Source organism: Bradyrhizobium sp. C-145 (genome assembly GCF_023375135.1).
GTDB lineage: Bacteria > Pseudomonadota > Alphaproteobacteria > Rhizobiales > Xanthobacteraceae > Bradyrhizobium > Bradyrhizobium zhanjiangense.
This window is the reverse complement of the sequence record NZ_CP088150.1, coordinates 2,143,021-2,158,907: the sequence shown is the minus strand read 5'-3', so window position 1 is coordinate 2,158,907 and position 15,887 is coordinate 2,143,021. Positions and strand designations below refer to the sequence as shown.

15 protein-coding genes are annotated in these 15,887 nt (G+C 65.3%); 4 read left to right on the top strand and 11 right to left on the bottom strand.

The genetic code is table 11. From position 1 onward, the window contains the following. Positions 1–35: 35 nt before the first annotated feature. The 6 genes from LRP30_RS09875 to ggt form a co-directional block, all read right to left on the bottom strand. On the bottom strand, positions 36–548 hold the full coding sequence (locus LRP30_RS09875) for a cupin domain-containing protein (RefSeq protein ID WP_128935667.1): 513 nt from the start codon (positions 546–548) through the stop codon (positions 36–38). Positions 549–720: 172 nt separating this feature from the next. Beyond that, positions 721–1,185 (bottom strand): FKBP-type peptidyl-prolyl cis-trans isomerase, encoded by a 465-nt coding sequence (locus LRP30_RS09870; protein ID WP_249760196.1) that lies wholly within the window; start codon positions 1,183–1,185, stop codon positions 721–723. A gap of 60 nt (positions 1,186–1,245) precedes the next feature. Next, complete coding sequence (locus LRP30_RS09865) at positions 1,246–3,537, bottom strand: xanthine dehydrogenase family protein molybdopterin-binding subunit (protein ID WP_249760195.1); 2,292 nt, start codon at positions 3,535–3,537, stop codon at positions 1,246–1,248. Positions 3,538–3,539: 2 nt separating this feature from the next. After that, positions 3,540–4,556: a xanthine dehydrogenase family protein subunit M gene (locus LRP30_RS09860; protein WP_249760194.1), complete on the bottom strand. Its 1,017-nt coding sequence runs from the start codon at positions 4,554–4,556 to the stop codon at positions 3,540–3,542. Positions 4,557–4,560: 4 nt separating this feature from the next. Beyond that, entirely contained in the window at positions 4,561–5,175 is a 615-nt protein-coding gene (locus LRP30_RS09855) for a (2Fe-2S)-binding protein (RefSeq protein ID WP_128938102.1), read from the bottom strand. A gap of 164 nt (positions 5,176–5,339) precedes the next feature. After that, a complete protein-coding gene (gene ggt / locus LRP30_RS09850) occupies positions 5,340–6,926 on the bottom strand; it encodes a gamma-glutamyltransferase (protein WP_249760193.1) in 1,587 nt (528 codons plus the stop codon). A 198-nt stretch (positions 6,927–7,124) separates the two neighbouring features. Here ggt and LRP30_RS09845 point away from each other — a divergent pair, with 198 nt between their 5' ends. Both LRP30_RS09845 and LRP30_RS09840 read left to right on the top strand, forming a co-directional pair. After that, positions 7,125–7,922: a rhodanese-related sulfurtransferase gene (locus tag LRP30_RS09845; protein ID WP_249760192.1), complete on the top strand. Its 798-nt coding sequence runs from the start codon at positions 7,125–7,127 to the stop codon at positions 7,920–7,922. A gap of 37 nt (positions 7,923–7,959) precedes the next feature. Further along, positions 7,960–8,130 carry a SlyX family protein gene (locus LRP30_RS09840; protein WP_244551453.1) on the top strand — a complete coding sequence of 57 codons (171 nt, stop codon included), beginning with the start codon at positions 7,960–7,962 and terminating at the stop codon, positions 8,128–8,130. A gap of 10 nt (positions 8,131–8,140) precedes the next feature. Here LRP30_RS09840 and LRP30_RS09835 read toward each other — a convergent pair whose 3' ends face one another. Together LRP30_RS09835 and LRP30_RS09830 are read right to left on the bottom strand one after the other, a co-directional pair. After that, on the bottom strand, positions 8,141–10,045 hold the full coding sequence (locus LRP30_RS09835; protein ID WP_249760191.1) for a diguanylate cyclase: 1,905 nt from the start codon (positions 10,043–10,045) through the stop codon (positions 8,141–8,143). A 160-nt stretch (positions 10,046–10,205) separates the two neighbouring features. Next, on the bottom strand, positions 10,206–10,421 hold the full coding sequence (locus LRP30_RS09830) for a hypothetical protein (protein ID WP_091898984.1): 216 nt from the start codon (positions 10,419–10,421) through the stop codon (positions 10,206–10,208). 109 nt (positions 10,422–10,530) lie between these two features. Here LRP30_RS09830 and hemE point away from each other — a divergent pair, with 109 nt between their 5' ends. Beyond that, entirely contained in the window at positions 10,531–11,565 is a 1,035-nt protein-coding gene (gene hemE / locus LRP30_RS09825) for a uroporphyrinogen decarboxylase (protein WP_249760190.1), read from the top strand. 171 nt (positions 11,566–11,736) lie between these two features. On the opposite strand, the gene hemC is transcribed toward hemE, so the two are convergent. From hemC to LRP30_RS09810, 3 genes are all read right to left on the bottom strand, one after another. Next, positions 11,737–12,717: a hydroxymethylbilane synthase gene (hemC, locus tag LRP30_RS09820; RefSeq protein WP_249760189.1), complete on the bottom strand. Its 981-nt coding sequence runs from the start codon at positions 12,715–12,717 to the stop codon at positions 11,737–11,739. 102 nt (positions 12,718–12,819) lie between these two features. Then, positions 12,820–14,445: a choline dehydrogenase gene (locus LRP30_RS09815; protein WP_249760188.1), complete on the bottom strand. Its 1,626-nt coding sequence runs from the start codon at positions 14,443–14,445 to the stop codon at positions 12,820–12,822. Between the two features lie 54 nt (positions 14,446–14,499). Beyond that, a complete protein-coding gene (locus tag LRP30_RS09810; RefSeq protein ID WP_249760187.1) occupies positions 14,500–15,090 on the bottom strand; it encodes a TetR/AcrR family transcriptional regulator in 591 nt (196 codons plus the stop codon). A 101-nt stretch (positions 15,091–15,191) separates the two neighbouring features. Between LRP30_RS09810 and LRP30_RS09805 the strand changes: the two genes are divergently transcribed. Then, entirely contained in the window at positions 15,192–15,557 is a 366-nt protein-coding gene (locus LRP30_RS09805; protein ID WP_249760186.1) for a nuclear transport factor 2 family protein, read from the top strand. Positions 15,558–15,887 lie beyond the last annotated feature (330 nt).

The following is a 15,887-nucleotide window of genomic DNA, read 5'->3' as shown; positions in this document are numbered from 1 at the left end:
GTTCTGTCGCACCGAACCTCGCTCCTCGGACGGCCTTACTTCTTCTCGTTGGGATCGCGGTGCACTGGGTCGATCCACAGCACGGTCTCGGGCTTCTCGACCGGCTCGATATCGAGATTGATCGCGACCGCCTCGCCGTCGCTGCGCACCAGCACGCATTCCAGCACCTCGTCGGGGCTGGCGTTGATCTCCTGATGCGGGACGTAAGGCGGGACGAAAATGAAATCGCCGGGCCCGGCCTCCGCGGTGAATTGCAGACGCTCGCCCCAGCGCATCCGCGCCTTGCCCTTCACCACATAGATGACGCTTTCGAGATGGCCGTGGTGATGCGCGCCGGTCTTGGCGTCGGGCTTGATGCTGACCGTGCCCGCCCACAATTTCTGCGCGCCGACGCGCGCGAAATTGATCGCGGCCGCGCGGTCCATGCCTGCCGTCGACGGCACGTTCGTATCGAGCTGGTTGCCGGGAATGACGCGCACGCCGTCATGTTTCCAGCGATCTTCGTGATCGTGTGCATGGTGCGAATGCGTGTGGTCATGGCCGGTCATGGGACTTGCTTTCTGTTGGTTCCTTGGGCGGCAAACTAACCCAAAGCCGCACCCACGAGCCACAGCAAAATCGGAGCCCTCATAGTCATGAGACCATGCTTTCGCGAGCAAACCCGTATGGCTCAGTCATCCCGGGGCGATGCGCGGCACGAACCCGGGATGACTGCGCAAACTATTTTACCGCGAGCAATTCCACGTCGAACATCAGCGTCGCGTTCGGCGGGATCACGCCGCCGGCACCGCGGGCGCCGTAGCCCAGCTGCGGCGGGATGATCAGCGTACGCTTGCCGCCGACCTTCATCGAGGCAACGCCCTCGTCCCAGCCGGCGATGACGCGGCCCTTCCCGATCGGGAATTCGAACGGCTCGTTGCGATCGACGGACGAGTCGAATTTCTTGCCCTTCTGGCCGTTCTCGTAGAGCCAGCCGGTGTAGTGCATCACGCAGATCTGGCCCGGCTTTGGCGAAGCGCCAGTGCCGGCGACGCTGTCGATGATCTGCAAGCCTGAAGCTGTGGTCATGGTCTTTCCTGCAGTCTGGGCCGAGGCCGTGGTGGAAACGAAATGCGACACGCCGGCGACCACGGTGATCGCGAGTGCCGACATCAGGGCGAGGAGTGCGCGCTGGAAACGCTGCATTAGGCACCTTCCGTTTGAAGCGGGAGGTGTCTAGCGCAACGCGGGTGAGGTTTCCACCCCTCACACCTCGATATTTTCCAGCCGGACCGGCAGCTTGCGGATGCGCTGGCCCGTGGCGTGATAGATCGCATTGCAGACCGCCGCATTGGTGCCGACATTGGCAAGCTCGCCGAGGCCCTTCGCACCTGCCGGATTGATGTGATCGTCCTGCTCGGAGAGCATGATGACCTCGACGCTGGGCACGTCCGCATTCACGGGCACGAGGTAGTCCGCGAAATTGTCGTTGACGTAGCGCGCGTTGCGTTCGTCGATCTCGGTGGCCTCGAGCAGCGCCGACGACATGCCCCAGATCAGCCCGCCCATCAGCTGGCTCCGCGCGGTGCGCGGGTTCATAATGCGGCCTGCCGCGAACGCGCCGACCAGACGGGGCGCACGGATTTCGTGCGTGAAGCGGTTGACGCGGACCTCGACGAACTCCGCACCGAAGGCATAGGCGATTTGGTCTTTCATGGCGTGGCCACCGACCAGCCGCACCTGGCCGCTGTGCATGGCGCGGAAGGAATCCAGCGGCGCGTCTTCCGGCTTCCACTCGCCATATTCCTCGACGACGCCGACACCGAGCGCGTCGAAGGCTTTCTCCAGGTCGAGCGCGCGGTCGCCCTTCGCCGCCTGCGTGGCCGGTGTCTGGCCGATACCCACGGTCTCCTTGGCCTTGTCCGTCAGGCTTTGGCTCGGCATCACCGCCTTGAACAGGCGCTGGCGGATCTGGTCGCACACCATCATCACCACGGAGCAGGTGCTGGCCGTCGAATTCGAGCCTCCGGCAACCGGCGCCGGTGGCAGATCGCTGTCGCCGATGAAGACGGCGACCTTCTCGAGCGGCACGCCGAGCCGCTCGGCGGCGGTCTGGGCGATGACGGTGTAGGCGCCGGTCCCGATCTCGTGGCCGGCGATCTCCACACGGGTGCGGCCGTCACGCTGGAGGCGCACGCGCGCGGCGGACGGCCCCATGTGCGTCGGATAGCAGGTGGTGGCACAGCCATAACCGATCAGCCAGTCGCCATCCGACATCGATTTCGGCTGAGGCGAACGCTGCGCCCAGCCGAACGCCTTGGCGGCGTCGTCGAAGCAGGCCATCAGCGACCGCGACGTATAGGGCTTGCCGCTGATCGGCTCAACGGTGGTGTCGTTGATGCGGCGGAGCTCGATCGGATCCATGTTCAGCTCCACCGCCAGCTCGTCCATCGCGCTCTCCAGCGCGAACAGATACGGCACCTCCGGTGGCGAGCGCATGAAGCCGGGCGTGTTGCGATCGGCGCGCACGATCGAGACGACGCTGTCGACGTTCGGACAGGCATAGAGCCGCGTCGTCGTCTTGGTGCCACCGACGCAATAGGGATCGGGGCGCGAAGAGACCTCGGCGCCCTCGTGCCTGAGCGCGACCAGCTTGCCGTCGCGACGCGCACCAAGCTTGATCTCGTGGCGGGTCTCGGCGCGATAGGTGGTGATGGTAAAGCCCTGGTCGCGGGTCGGGACCAGCTTGATCGGCCGGTTCACGCGCTGTGCGATAGCGGCGATGATGGCGGTGCGCGGCGTCATCGATCCGCGCGAGCCGAAGCCGCCGCCGACATAGGGATTGACCACGCGGACCTTGTCGGCGTCGATGCCGAGCTGTTCGGCGACGCCGTTCTTCAGACCGTAGACGAACTGGCTGGGCTCGTAGATGACGAGGTTGTCGCCCATCCAGGCGCAACTCGTCGAGAACAGCTCCATCGGATTGTGATGCTGCGTCGGCGTGTCGTAGGAGGCCGTCAGCTTGACCTCGGCCTCGTCGAACGCCTTGGCGAAATCGCCGACCTTCGGGTCTTCCTTGAACTGAGCATTCTGTCCCTTCGCTGCCGCCGTGGTCGTTCCGGGCGAGTCGAAGGTCGCGCTTGGCGTAGTGGCCGTGTAGCTGACCTTGACCCGGTTGGCGGCCTCGCGCGCCGCCTCGTAGCTCTCGGCAACGACCACCGCAATGATCTGGCCGTCATGGGCAATATCGGCCGATTTCAACGGCTGGATCGTCGTGCCCGCATAGCCGCCATTGCTGAAGAGTTTCGACTCCTTCAGCTTCGGTGCGTTCTCGTGGGTGACGATGTCGATCACGCCGCGGACACGCCTGGCGTCATCGAGATCGAAGCGATCGACCCGCCCCTTGGCGATGGCGCTGGTGACGAGGAATGCATAGGCGGGGTCGGCGAGCGGCATGTCGGACGCATAGGTCGCGCGTCCAGTCACCTTTACGGCCGCGTCATAGCGCGGCACGGGCTGGCCCATGTTCGTCTTCGGCTCCGGAGCAGCAGCGGTCATGATCAGATCTCCATCGTTACGGCCTGCTGGAGCGCGCGTGCCACTACCCGCTTGCCGAGCGCGATCTTGAAGCTGTTGTGCCGCCGCCCCCTGGCATCTGCGAAAGCGGCATCGGCGACGCGCTGCGCAAGAGCTTCGTCGAACTTTTGCCCCTTGAGCAGCGCCTCCGCTTCGCGCGCCCGCCAGGGCACAGTGGCGACACCGCCGAGCGCGACGCGCGCGTCCCTGATCGTGCCGTCCTGCACGTCGAGCGCGACCGCAGCCGAGGACAGCGCGAACTCGTAGGATTGCCGGTCGCGCGCCTTGAGATACACCGAGCGCGGCCAGCGTCCTGGCACCGCGAAGGCCGAGATCAGCTCACCGGGCTGAAGCGTGGTTTCGATGTCGGGCGTACTGCCCGGCGTCTTGTGAAGCTGGGCAAACGGCATGCTGCGCGTGCCGGCCTTGCCCGTGATCTCGACCATGGCATCGAGAGCGATCAGCGCCTGGGCGAAATCGCCTGGATAGGTCGCGATGCACTGGTCGGAGACGCCGAGCACGGCATGCATGCGATTGACGCCGTCCATCGCGGCGCAACCGGAGCCGGGATGGCGCTTGTTGCAGTTCTCATAGGAAACATCGCGGAAATAGCTGCAACGCGTTCGCTGCATCACGTTGCCGCCGAGCGTCGCCATATGGCGCAGCTGGGCGCTCGCCGCGAGCTTCAGCGAATTGGCAATCACCGGATAGTTGCGCTGGATGCCGTCATGCGCGGCGACGTCGGACATCTTCGCGAGCGCGCCGAGCCGCAGGCCGTCATCCTTCGGCTCGATCGCCGACCAGTCGCGCGCGAGCGGATTGATATCGACGATCGCGGCCGGCCGCATCACATCCAGCTTCATTAGATCGATCAGCGTGGTGCCGCCGGCGAGCGGCTGCGCAGGGGCCTGTGTCAGCGGATTGTTCGCGGCCGCGGCGGCGCTGAGCGCCTGCACGGCCATGTCAGGGTCTGTTGCCCTCTGATACGAAAACGGTCGCATGCGCCTAGCCTTTCATGATCTCGGGCGCGGCCTGCTTCACGGCGGCGACGATGTTGGGATAGGCGGCACAGCGGCAGATATTGCCGCTCATATATTCGCGGATGTCCGCCTCGTTGTTTGCATGCCCCTCCTTGACGCAGGCGACGGCAGACATGATCTGGCCGGGCGTGCAATAGCCGCACTGGAACGCGTCGTTGTCGATGAAGGCCTGCTGCATCGGATGCAGGCGGTCGTCGGTGGCGAGGCCTTCGATCGTCGTGATCTCCTGGCCTTCGGCCGCAAGTGCGAGCGTCAGACACGACACCACGCGCCGGTCGCCGATCAGCACCGTGCAGGCGCCGCACTGGCCGTGATCGCATCCCTTCTTGCTGCCGGTGAGCTTGAGCTGTTCGCGCAGCGCGTCGAGCACAGTGGTTCGCGCATCGATGCTCAGGCGCTTGTCCTTGCCGTTCACGTGGAGGGTGACCTCGACAGGAAGCGCCGGATCTTGTGCGACCGGCGCATTCGCGTCCTGCGTGGCGGCACGCGCCGTCATCGGTACGAGCGCGCTCCCAGCGACGCCGGCCATGAAGGCGCGCCGATCGAATGCGGATGCTCTGGAACTTGATTTATCGGACATGGACGGCCTCCACTGCTTCAAACCAAGCAGCGCACGCCTGCACCGCTCATCGCCCCTTAACCTGAAGCAATGAGCTCCGTTCCGAACGAGAAAGGGCGACGCAGCAAATGCCGCGCCGCCCTTCGTCAACTTTTCCTGATCTGTGCGGGGAACCGCGCGGGCGCTCAATAGCCCAGCGCGCAACCGTCCTTGCGCGGATCGGAACCGCCGGTGAGTGTGCCCTTGTCCCAGTCGATCCAGATCGCCTGGGCGCCGCCGAGCGGACCGACCACACTGGTGGTCTTGTGGCCGAGCTTCTTCAGGCCCTCGACGATCGCGGCGGGCACGCTGTCCTCGAGCTGATACTGGCCCTCGTAATGCAGGCCGCGCGGCATATCGATCGCCTCTTGCACGTCGCAGCCATAGTCGAGGATGTTGGTCAGCACATGCGTCTGGCCGGTCGGTTGATACTGTCCGCCCATCACGGCGAACGGCATCACGGAACGGCCACCCTTGGTGAGCAGGCTCGGCATGATCGTATGCAGCGGGCGCTTGCCGCCTGCGATGCAGTTGGGATGGCCCGGCTGGATGCGGAATCCGCCGGCTCGGTTCTGGAACAGGACGCCGGTCTTGTTGGAGACGATCGCCGAACCGAAGGAATGGGCGATCGAGTTGATGAACGAGCAGACGTTGCGGTCCTTGTCCACCACCGTGATGTAAATGGTCGACGGATTCATCGGCGGCGCGACATTCGGCAGCTCGAGCATGCCGTCCATCCGGATCTTGCTGATGTACTCGTCGGCAAAGCCCTTGGCGAGCATCTCGGCGACGTTGATCCTCATATGATCGGGGGCAGCGACATGCATCTCGCGATTCATGTAGGCGATGCGCGCAGCCTCCGCCTCGAGGTGGAAGCGCTCGACGCTGAGCGGTGCGAACTTGGTCAGATCGAACCGCGACAGGATGTTCAGCATCAGCAGCATGGTGACGCCGGGTCCGTTCGGCGGGCACTGCCAGACGTCGTAACCCTTGTACATGGTGCCGATCGGCGTGGTCACTTCCGTCGTGTGCGCGGCGAAATCATCGAGCGTGTGCAGGCCGCCGATCCCGCGCAGGGTTTCGACCATGTCCTCCGCGATCTCGCCCTTGTAGAAGGCGTCGCGGCCGTCCTTGGCGATCGCGCGCAGGGTCTTGCCGAGCTCTGCCTGGCGGATGACGTCGCCGGCCACCGGCGGCTTGCCGCCCGGCAACAGGTAACGCACGGTGTTGGTGCCACCCTTCAGCTTCTCGAACTGGTTCTTCCAGTCGAAGGCGATGCGCGGCGCGACGACGTAGCCCTCTTCCGCCGCCTTGATCGCGGGCTGCAGCAGCCGGTCGAAGCCGAACTTGCCGTGATCGCGCAGCACGGTGGCAAAGGCATCGACCACGCCGGGGATCGACACCGCATGCGCCGAGGTCAGCGGGACGGAATTGATCTTGCGCTCGAGATACCAGTCGGCGTTCGCCGCCTTCGGCGCGCGGCCGGAGCCATTATAGGCGATGATCTTGCCCTCGCCCCGCGGCTGGATCAGTGCGAAGCAGTCGCCGCCGATGCCGGTCGATTGCGGCTCGATCACACCGAGCACGGCCGAGCCGGCGACCGCTGCGTCCACCGCCGTGCCGCCCTCGCGCAGCACCTCGATCGCGGCGAGCGAAGCCTGCGGATGCGAGGTCGCCACCATCGCATTGGTGGCGTGGACCGTGGACCTGCCGGGGAAATGGAAGTTTCTCATGCGAATTCTTGCTTTCTTGGACATCCGGCGCGACGGCGCGCCATCTCGGAAAAACCCGGCCTACATGACATATTCCGGCCAGCCGGAGCAATGCTGGCATACCAATGAAATGGCTGCCATCCGCTGGGCGTATGGACCGTTCACGGCTTTCAGCCATGCGGGTTTTCCGGGCGCCGGCGGGCTGCTAAACGAGCCGCCATGTCTGACAACAATTCGGTCACCAAGGTTGCCGCCTTCTACCAATTCGCCGCCCTCCCGGATTACCGCGAGCTGCGCGAACCGTTGCGTGCGTTCTGCGCTCGCCTGGCGCTGAAGGGGAGCGTGCTGCTGGCCCAGGAGGGCATCAACGGCACTGTCGCGGGCACCCCGGAGGCGATCGGCGCCTTCGCTCACGAGCTCGCGCACGGCGACATGTTCGGCGGCCGGCTCGACAATCTCGAACTCAAATTCTCGACCGCCGCGGCGATGCCGTTCGGCCGGCTCAAGGTGCGGCTGAAGAAGGAGATCGTCACGCTCGGCGATGCGACCGCCGATCCGACAAAGCAGGTCGGCACCTATGTCGACGCCGCCGAATGGAACGCGCTGATCGCGGCACCCGATACGCTGCTGCTCGACACCCGCAATGCCTTCGAGGTGGCGATGGGCACGTTCGAGGGCGCGGTCGATCCCGGCATCAAGAGTTTTGGCCAGTTCAAGGATTTTGCCGCCGCGCAGCTCGATCCGGCAAAGCACCGCAGGATCGCGATGTTCTGCACCGGCGGCATCCGCTGCGAGAAGGCCAGCGCGCATCTGCTCGCGCGCGGCTTTGCCGAGGTCTATCACCTCAAGGGCGGCATCCTCAAATATCTGGAGCAGGTGCCGGAGACGCAGAGCCGCTGGCGCGGCGAATGCTTCGTGTTCGACGAGCGCGTCGCGCTCGGGCATGGATTGCGCGAGCTTGGCTTGCGAGAACTTGGCCTGCGCGAACCGGACAAGGGGCACGGCCGTGACGAATGAGATCAAGACGCTGAGCGAGCGAATCGACACGCTGGAGATGCGCCTTGCCTATCAGGACGACACGATCGAGACGCTGAACCAGACCATCACGGCGCAGTGGAAGCAGATCGATGCGCTGACGCGGCAGATCGCACAGCTGAGCGAACGGCTCCAGGAGGCCGAGGCGAATGCGCCGGGCCCTGCCAACGAGCGCCCGCCGCATTATTGAAAAAGATGAGCTACTGGCCAGACGCCTTGGGCATCAGGCTGGCCACTTCGCCCGACATCATCAACCGGTTGCGCCCGGCTTCCTTCGCGGCGTAGAGCGCCTGATCGGCCGCCTCGACGAGCGAGGCCACGCCCGCCGTGCGCTCCAGCACCGGCCGGCACGCCGCGCCTCCGAGCGAAGCGGTGACGCAACCGGTCGCACGGTTGGTGGTGTGGACGAGGCCCGCCTCGCGGATCGCGCGCCTGATCCGGTTGCCGATCCGGGCGCAGCCTTCGGCATCGGTGTCCGGCAGCAGCATGGCGAACTCCTCGCCGCCATAGCGGGCCGCCAGATCGCCGGGACGCTGCATCTCGGTCGCGATGATCTGCGCCACCACGCGGAGGCAGGCGTCGCCCGCGGGATGGCCGTATTCGTCGTTGTAGGCCTTGAAGTGGTCCACGTCGATCATCAGCAAGGCGAGGCTGGAGCGGTCGCGATAGGAACGCGCCCACTCCTCCTTCAGCCGTTCGTCGAAGCGGCGGCGGTTGGCAAGGCCCGTGAGGCTGTCCTCGATCGCGAGGGTCTCGAGCCTGGTCTCCAGCTTCTTGTGTTCGGATATGTCGCGCGAGATCGCCACCACGCCGTCGACGCGGCCATTGTCCTTGCGCGTCACCCGCATGGTCGATTCGAGCCAGACTTCGCCGTTCTCCCGGTGCGCGTTGCGATAGACGAGGCGCGCCTCCTCCGTCTCGCCACGCTTCATGGCGTCGACGATCGCCTGGACCTGCGGCAGATCCTCCGGATTGATGCCCGCGAGCGCAGGCGTGCCGATCAGTTGATTGGCGCGCCAGCCGACGAGGCGCTCCGACGCAGGCGAGACATAGCGCAGCCGCTCGTCGAGCCCGATGCGGGTCACCATGTCGCTGGAGCCTTCCGCGAGCAGGCGGAAGTGAGCCTCCTTCTCGATCAGGGCCGCGGCCATGCGCTGGCCCCGCTGCAACTGCCGCACCAGCATGGCACCGATGATCGCGATCAGCATCACCAGGGCGATCACGTAGAGCATGCGGGAGATTGCGGCCGCGCGCCAGGGCGCCAGCAACTCGTCCTTGTCGACGGTGGCAAGCAGGACCAGCGGGTAGCGGCTGCTGCGCTTGAAGAAGCTGACGCGCTGGGCGCCGTCCAGCGGCGACTTGAAATGATAAGCGCCGCCCGGCCGCTGCAGGCTGGCGTCGCGGAACAGCGGCTTGTCGGCAACACTGTGTCCGACGAACTTTTCGTTGTTCGGGTTGCGCGCGACGATCAGGCCGTCGCCATGCGTCAGCGCCACCGAGCTGTTGCGGCCAATCTCGAACTGCTCGTAGAAATGCGAAAGATATTTCGAGCTGATGGTCGCGAGCACCACGCCGCCGAAGCTGCCGTCCGCCTTGTTGAAGCGGCGCGACAGGGTGACGACCCATTCGCCGTCCAGGAGGCTCTTCACGGGACGGCCGACATGGGGCTCTCGTTTCGGAGAGAGCTGGTGATGACGGAAGAACGCGTCGTCGCTGAAGGTCGAGCCGATCGTGCCGGGCAAGGTCAGCCAATTGCCCTGATCGTCGATGATGCCGAGGCTGTGAATGCGCTCGATGGCCTTCTTTCGCGCTTCCAGCAGGGTACGCAGCTTCGCGATCGTGGCAGGGCCGGCGCCATCCATCTCCAGCCGGCTGACGACGCCGACGACGCCGGAATCCAGGAGATCGAGGCTGTCCTCTGCATGCTGTGTCAGCGAGCGGGCAACGTTGGCCATCTCGGTCTCGGCGCTCTTGAGCACGGCATCGCGCGCGGCCCATTCGCGCCAGGCGCTGACCCCAAGGATGGTCGCGCAGGTGAGCACGACGAACGCGGCCGCGCGCAGCGGCAGACGGCTCCATCCGGCTCTTTGGGTCGCAGCACTCATGCGGCAGAATTCTCCGATCGTTCGGAAACTCTGCCGCTTCTGTTATTGAACTCTGAAATTACCGCAGCAATGCGCGGCGATCCCGTAGTCGTACGGACGCAAGCGTCAGCGCATTGCTAACAGAACATTAGCGTGCTTATCGGAATCCGGCTCCCGCCGGCTAGCTGAAGATGGCCTTAACTTTGTTCCAGAGCGAGGGATGCTCGGCATCCGCATCCGCCTTCGAGGGTGTCGGTTGCGCGGCGCTCACGGGATCGGAGGCCGGGAACGTATCCTTCAGACCGTCATCGAGCTTGGCGTTGCGATCGGCGGCGAGCGCTTCGCGCAGGTCGTCGGCGTGCTTGTCGTGCGGCGCAGGGTTGAATGTCTGAGCCATGAGATCCTCCTCGATTGGCTGGTCAACGCGGCGCATTTGCGCTGGTTCCCCTGTTCCGCTCGTGCCTCCCACGGTGTATCAGGAACCTCAATCTGCATCAGGACAGCTCGTGCCCCAGTCTGCGACAAAGCCCTTCATCGACGTGCTCTCCGGCCAGCGCCAGGCCATCCCGCCCATGTGGATGATGCGGCAGGCCGGCCGCTACCTGCCGGAATATCGCGAGGTGCGCGCCAAAGCGGGCGGCTTCCTCGATCTCTGCTTCACCCCGGAGCTTGCCGCGGAGGTGACGCTGCAGCCGATCCGGCGGTTCGGCTTCAATGCTGCGATCATCTTCTCGGATATTCTGGTGATCCCCTATGCGCTCGGCCGCTCCGTGCGATTCGAGGTCGGCGAAGGCCCGCGGCTCGAACCGCTGGATGATCCGGCGAAGGTTGCGACGCTGGCCGCGCGCGCCGATTTCTCCAAGCTCGCGCCGGTGTTCGAGGCGCTGCGGATCGTGCGCGGCGCGCTTGCTCCCGAGGTTGCCCTGATCGGCTTCTGCGGCGCGCCGTGGACGGTGGCGACCTACATGATCGCCGGCCAGGGCACGCCCGACCAGGCGCCGGCACGAATGATGGCCTACCGGCATCCGGAGGCCTTTGCGCAAATCATCGATGTGCTGGTCGACAACTCGGTCGAATATCTGCTGGCGCAGCTCGCCGCCGGCGCCGACGCCTTGCAGATCTTCGACACCTGGGCCGGCGTGCTGCCGCCCGCCGAGTTCGCGCGCTGGTCGGTCGAGCCGACGCGGCGCATCGTCGAAGGCGTCCGCGCGAAGGCGCCGGATGCGAAGATCATCGGCTTCCCGCGCGGTGCCGGCGCGCAGCTACCGGCCTATGTCGAGGCAACCGGCGTCAACGCGGTGAGCATCGACTGGACCGCGGAGCCGGCCTTCATCCGCGAGCGTGTGCAGAGCAAGGTCGCCGTGCAGGGTAATCTCGACCCGCTGGTGCTGATCACTGGTGGCACGGCGCTCGACCGCGCCGTCGACGACGTGCTGGCGAATTTTGCGCAAGGACGCCTGATCTTCAATCTCGGGCACGGCATCCAGCCGGAAACGCCGATCGCCCATGTCGAGCAGATGATCAGGCGCGTGCGGGGCTGATTTATTTCGCCCGTGGGGCGCGGCAAAACAAAAAGCTGCGAAAACAACCCCATGCACAGTAGACAAGTCATTGAGAAGTCTAGGCCGGCATGATTCACCCCGCGCGTTTGACACGTCGGGCAAAACAGGCGCAGGATGGTACCGTCGCGCATTGTGATTTCGCGGGCAGGCTCAGCGCGGCCGGCTGCGCTCGATGATCTCGGCGGCCCCTTTGGCCAACAAATCCAGCCCCACAGCACGACCGAGCTCGCGCGGACGGTTGGCGGGGCCGGAGTGTGAGGCTTCGATGATGGTATTGCCGGAAAGGTCGAGCACGGATGCGGCCAGCGACATCTGATCACCGGCAATGGTCGAGAACCCGGCCACCGGCGAATTGCAGTGACCGTTGAGCACCCACAGCACTTCGCGCTCGGCATCGGCGCAGGCATGCGCGGCGGGATCGTCGATCGATGAAAGGATTTGCCGCGTCTGCCAGTCCTGCGCCGCGCATTCGACCGCGACGATGCCCTGCCCCGCCGCAGGCAGCATCTCCGCCGCGGTGAATTCATAGGCGATGCGGCTGGAAAGACCGACGCGGTCGAGGCCCGACCGCGCCATGATCAGTGCATCGGCCGGCCCCACCGTGCCGCCATCCGGCAGGCGCTGCTTCTCGCCATTGTCGAGCTTGCGCACGCGCGTGTCGGCGGCGCCGCGGAAGTGGATCACCTCCACCTCCGGAAACAGGCGCCGCGCATAGGCGGCGCGGCGGACAGCGTTGGTCCCGATCTTGAAACCCTTGCCGCGGGACTGGCGCAGCGCCTCCAGCGTCACGCCGCCGCGCAGCACCAGCGCGTCACTGGGCGGATCGCGCGACAAGGTGGCGCCGATGACAAGGCCGGGCGTATCCTCGTTGCCAGGCATGTCCTTCAGCGAATGCATCGCCGCCTGGAGCTCGCCCGACAGGACGGCGGCGCGGATCTGCGCCACGAAGGCGCCGCCCTTGCCGCCGTGGGGCAGGAGCTTGCTGGTCTGGTCGAGATCGCCGGTGGTGTCGAACTTGACGATCTCGATATCGAGACCGGGCACGGCGGCGGTCAGGCGGCGCGCGATCTCTTCCGTCTGTGCCAGCGCCATCGCGCTCTTGCGGGTGCCGATCTTGAATCGCGTAGCCAAGTCCTGATCCTTTCGAGACGCGTCATTTTGTTTGAGCATGATCTTATCGGAAAACCGGTTCCCACTTTGCGCTAACGCGGCCCTTCGGGTCCGGATCATGCTCTAACGCGCATCCTCCAATATCATGTCGGAGGCCTTTTCGGCGATCATGATGATCGGCGCGTTGGTGTTCCCCGACACGAGGTCCGGCATGATCGAGCCGTCGACAACGCGAAGGCCGACGAGCCCCCTCACCTTCAGCCGCTGGTCGACCACCGCGAGCGCGTCATTGCCCATACGACAGGTCGAGGTCGGATGGTAGATGGTGCTGCCGCGCTCGCGGCAGAAATCCAGGAGCTCGGCATCCGTGGATACCTTCGTGCCGGGGTCGACCTCGCCAGCGACGAACGGCTTCAGCGCCGGCGCGTTCAGGATCTTGCGCAGGATCTTGAGGCCCTCGACGTTGGTGGTGCGGTCGGTCTCGGTCGACATGTAGTTGATGCGGATCTCCGGCGGCACGGTCGGGTCGGCGCTTTTGATGCGCAAGGTCCCGCGGCTTTCGGGCCGGAGCTGGCACACGGAGGCGGTGAAGCCGGAGAAATCGTGCAGCTTCTCGCCCATCTTGTCGGTCGAGAACGGCAGGAAGTGCACCTGGATGTCGGGCGAAGCCAGCCGCGGGCTGGTCTTGAAGAACGCGCCCGCTGTGCCGGCCGCGATCGTCAGCCAGCCCTTCCGGAACAGCGCATAGCGCGCGCCGGCCATCGTACGGCGGAGCGGATGATTGATGGTGTCGTTGAGCGTGATCTTCTGCGAGCAGCGCATCACGATGCGGACCTGCATGTGGTCCTGGAGGTCATGGCCGACACCGGGAGCATCGAGCACGATGTCTATGCCGTGCTTGCGCAAGAGATCGGCGGGACCGACGCCGGAGAGCTGAAGCAGCTGCGGCGAGTTGTAGGCCCCGCTCGAAAGCACGATCTCCTTGCGGGCCCGCGCGCGGCGCAAGGCCGCGCCTTGCCGGTATTCGACGCCGACGGCGCGGCGCCCTTCGAACAAGACGCGCTGGGCGTGTGCGGAGGTCTCGATCTTGAGATTGCTGCGGGTCTTGGCCGGGCCGAGATAGGCCACCGCCGTCGAGGCGCGCCGGCCGTTGCGCGTCGTGGTCTGGAACAGGCCGACGCCTTCCTGCGTGGCGCCGTTGAAATCGGGGTTGTAGGGCAGACCGGTCTCGACCGCGGCGTCGATGAAGGCCTTCGACAGCGGATCGGTCACGATCATGTTGGAGACCGGCAGCGGCCCGCCCGTGCCGTGAAATTGATCGGCGCCGCGCGACTGGTTCTCGGCCTTCTTGAAATAGGGCAACACGTCGTCATAGCCCCAGCCGGTGTTGCCGAGCTGGCGCCAGCGGTCGTAGTCCTCGTGCTGGCCGCGGACATAGAGCAGGCCGTTGATCGAGCTCGAGCCGCCCAGCGTCTTGCCGCGCGGCTGGAACACCTGGCGTCCCTTCAGTTCGGGCTCCGGCTCGGTCTGATACATCCAGTTGACGCTCTTCTCCTTGAACAGCTTGCCGTAGCCGAGTGGGACGTGGATCCAGATGTTGGAATCCTTCGGGCCGGCCTCGAGCAGCAACACACTGTGCCTGCCGTTCGCAGAGAGCCTGTTGGCGAGCACGCAGCCGGCGGAGCCGGCACCGACGATGATGTAGTCGAATTCGGGATCGGACGGCGCGAGCGAGGAATTTGCGTTCATGCGCTACTGTTCTTCTTGTTGGTGTTGGCGTTTCCGTTTCGTCACTTAGCACAATCATGCACGCAGGCGCAGCGCCTCGACCAGCGACCTGAACGCACGGGCATATTCCGCACCCGCCCTTGCGATATCGGCGCGCCCGGCGCAGGCGACCGCGGCTTCCGTGACGGCGCCGAGCAGCAGCCGTGCCAGCGGCTCGACCGGCTGGCGCGCGATCAGGCCGGCGTCCATGGCCGCCGCGATCGCGCGCGGCAGCTTGCCGCCAAAGTGCTTGGCGTCGATCTCGCGCCAGCGTTCCCAACCGAGCACCGCGGGCCCGTCACGCAAGATGATCTGGCCGGCGGGGCCCTTTGCCGTCGCCGCAAAGTAGTGCTGGGTACCGGCGACCATGGCGGCGAGAACGTCCTTCTCAGCGCGCGCGGTGCTGTCGATCTCGACGACGAGGTCGCGCGAGACCTGGTCGAACACGGCTTCGAACACCGCTTCCTTGGTCTTGAAGTGATGATAGACCGCGCCTTTGGCAATGCGGGCGGCCTCGGCGATCTCGTCCATGGTGGTGGCGGCGAATCCTCGGCTCCCGAAGAGGCGGCGTGCCGCCGTCAGGATCGCTTCCATCGTCGCCGCGCGCCGTTCCGCCTGCTTCGCCATCAGTCTCGTCTAATCGAATTCGCAGCAAGCGGCCAGTTGACTTTTCGACCATCGGTCGGTATTTACCGACTATCAGTCGGTTTTGATTTGTGAGGTGTTCGATGCCGAGCCGTGACATTGTCGAAGCGTTTGCGCAGCGGCTGGAAGCCGGAGACTTCATCGGCGCCATCGAACAGTTCTGCACGCTTGATGCCGTGACCTACGAGAACAACGCTGCCTCGACGGTCGGCCGCGACAAGCTCGTCGCCAAGGAACGCGGCATGCTGGCTGCGTCCAGGGACGTCAAGGCCGTGCGTATCGGGCCGAGCCTGATCGAGGGCGACCACGTCGCGACCCGCTGGGTCTTCAGCTTCACCAATGCCGAGGGCGTCACGCGGACACTGGACGAGATCGCGTGGCAGACCTGGCGGGGCGATCAGCTGATCGAGGAACGGTTTTATTACGATCCGAAGCAGCTGGGGCGGTGACCGCGCCTCTCTCTCGCCCTACCACCGCTGTCATCGCCCGGCTTGCTGCCTTCGCTGATGCTTCGGCGTGCCGAGCGCCCGCGTGGGCCTCGGCGTAGCCTTGGCGGAGCCGGGACCGGGCGATCCAGTACGCCGCGGCGGCTGTGATGAGTCGAGGGGCCGCGGTGTACTGGATGCCCCGCCTGCGCGGGGCATGACAGTGGAGTTAGGGGGCGAACATTCCCCTGCCGTCACGCATTTGTATCGATTTGTTATCGATACCTTCGTTTGAACACGTAGAAGTGCTCATTCCGATCGCGGCAGCTATGGATAATTCATAGTTCGTCAAAG

Excerpts from the sequence above, each read along its gene's own strand:
- LRP30_RS09875 (WP_128935667.1), bottom strand. The coding sequence starts at position 548 with ATGACCGGCCATGACCACACGCATTCGCACCATGCACACGATCACGAA.
- LRP30_RS09870 (WP_249760196.1), bottom strand. The coding sequence starts at position 1,185 with ATGCAGCGTTTCCAGCGCGCACTCCTCGCCCTGATGTCGGCACTCGCG.
- LRP30_RS09865 (WP_249760195.1), bottom strand. The coding sequence starts at position 3,537 with ATGACCGCTGCTGCTCCGGAGCCGAAGACGAACATGGGCCAGCCCGTG.
- LRP30_RS09860 (WP_249760194.1), bottom strand. The coding sequence starts at position 4,556 with ATGCGACCGTTTTCGTATCAGAGGGCAACAGACCCTGACATGGCCGTG.
- LRP30_RS09855 (WP_128938102.1), bottom strand. The coding sequence starts at position 5,175 with ATGTCCGATAAATCAAGTTCCAGAGCATCCGCATTCGATCGGCGCGCC.
- ggt (WP_249760193.1), bottom strand. The coding sequence starts at position 6,926 with ATGAGAAACTTCCATTTCCCCGGCAGGTCCACGGTCCACGCCACCAAT.
- LRP30_RS09845 (WP_249760192.1), top strand. The coding sequence starts at position 7,125 with ATGTCTGACAACAATTCGGTCACCAAGGTTGCCGCCTTCTACCAATTC.
- LRP30_RS09840 (WP_244551453.1), top strand. The coding sequence starts at position 7,960 with ATGCGCCTTGCCTATCAGGACGACACGATCGAGACGCTGAACCAGACC.
- LRP30_RS09835 (WP_249760191.1), bottom strand. The coding sequence starts at position 10,045 with ATGAGTGCTGCGACCCAAAGAGCCGGATGGAGCCGTCTGCCGCTGCGC.
- LRP30_RS09830 (WP_091898984.1), bottom strand. The coding sequence starts at position 10,421 with ATGGCTCAGACATTCAACCCTGCGCCGCACGACAAGCACGCCGACGAC.
- LRP30_RS09815 (WP_249760188.1), bottom strand. The coding sequence starts at position 14,445 with ATGAACGCAAATTCCTCGCTCGCGCCGTCCGATCCCGAATTCGACTAC.
- LRP30_RS09810 (WP_249760187.1), bottom strand. The coding sequence starts at position 15,090 with ATGGCGAAGCAGGCGGAACGGCGCGCGGCGACGATGGAAGCGATCCTG.
- LRP30_RS09805 (WP_249760186.1), top strand. The coding sequence starts at position 15,192 with ATGCCGAGCCGTGACATTGTCGAAGCGTTTGCGCAGCGGCTGGAAGCC.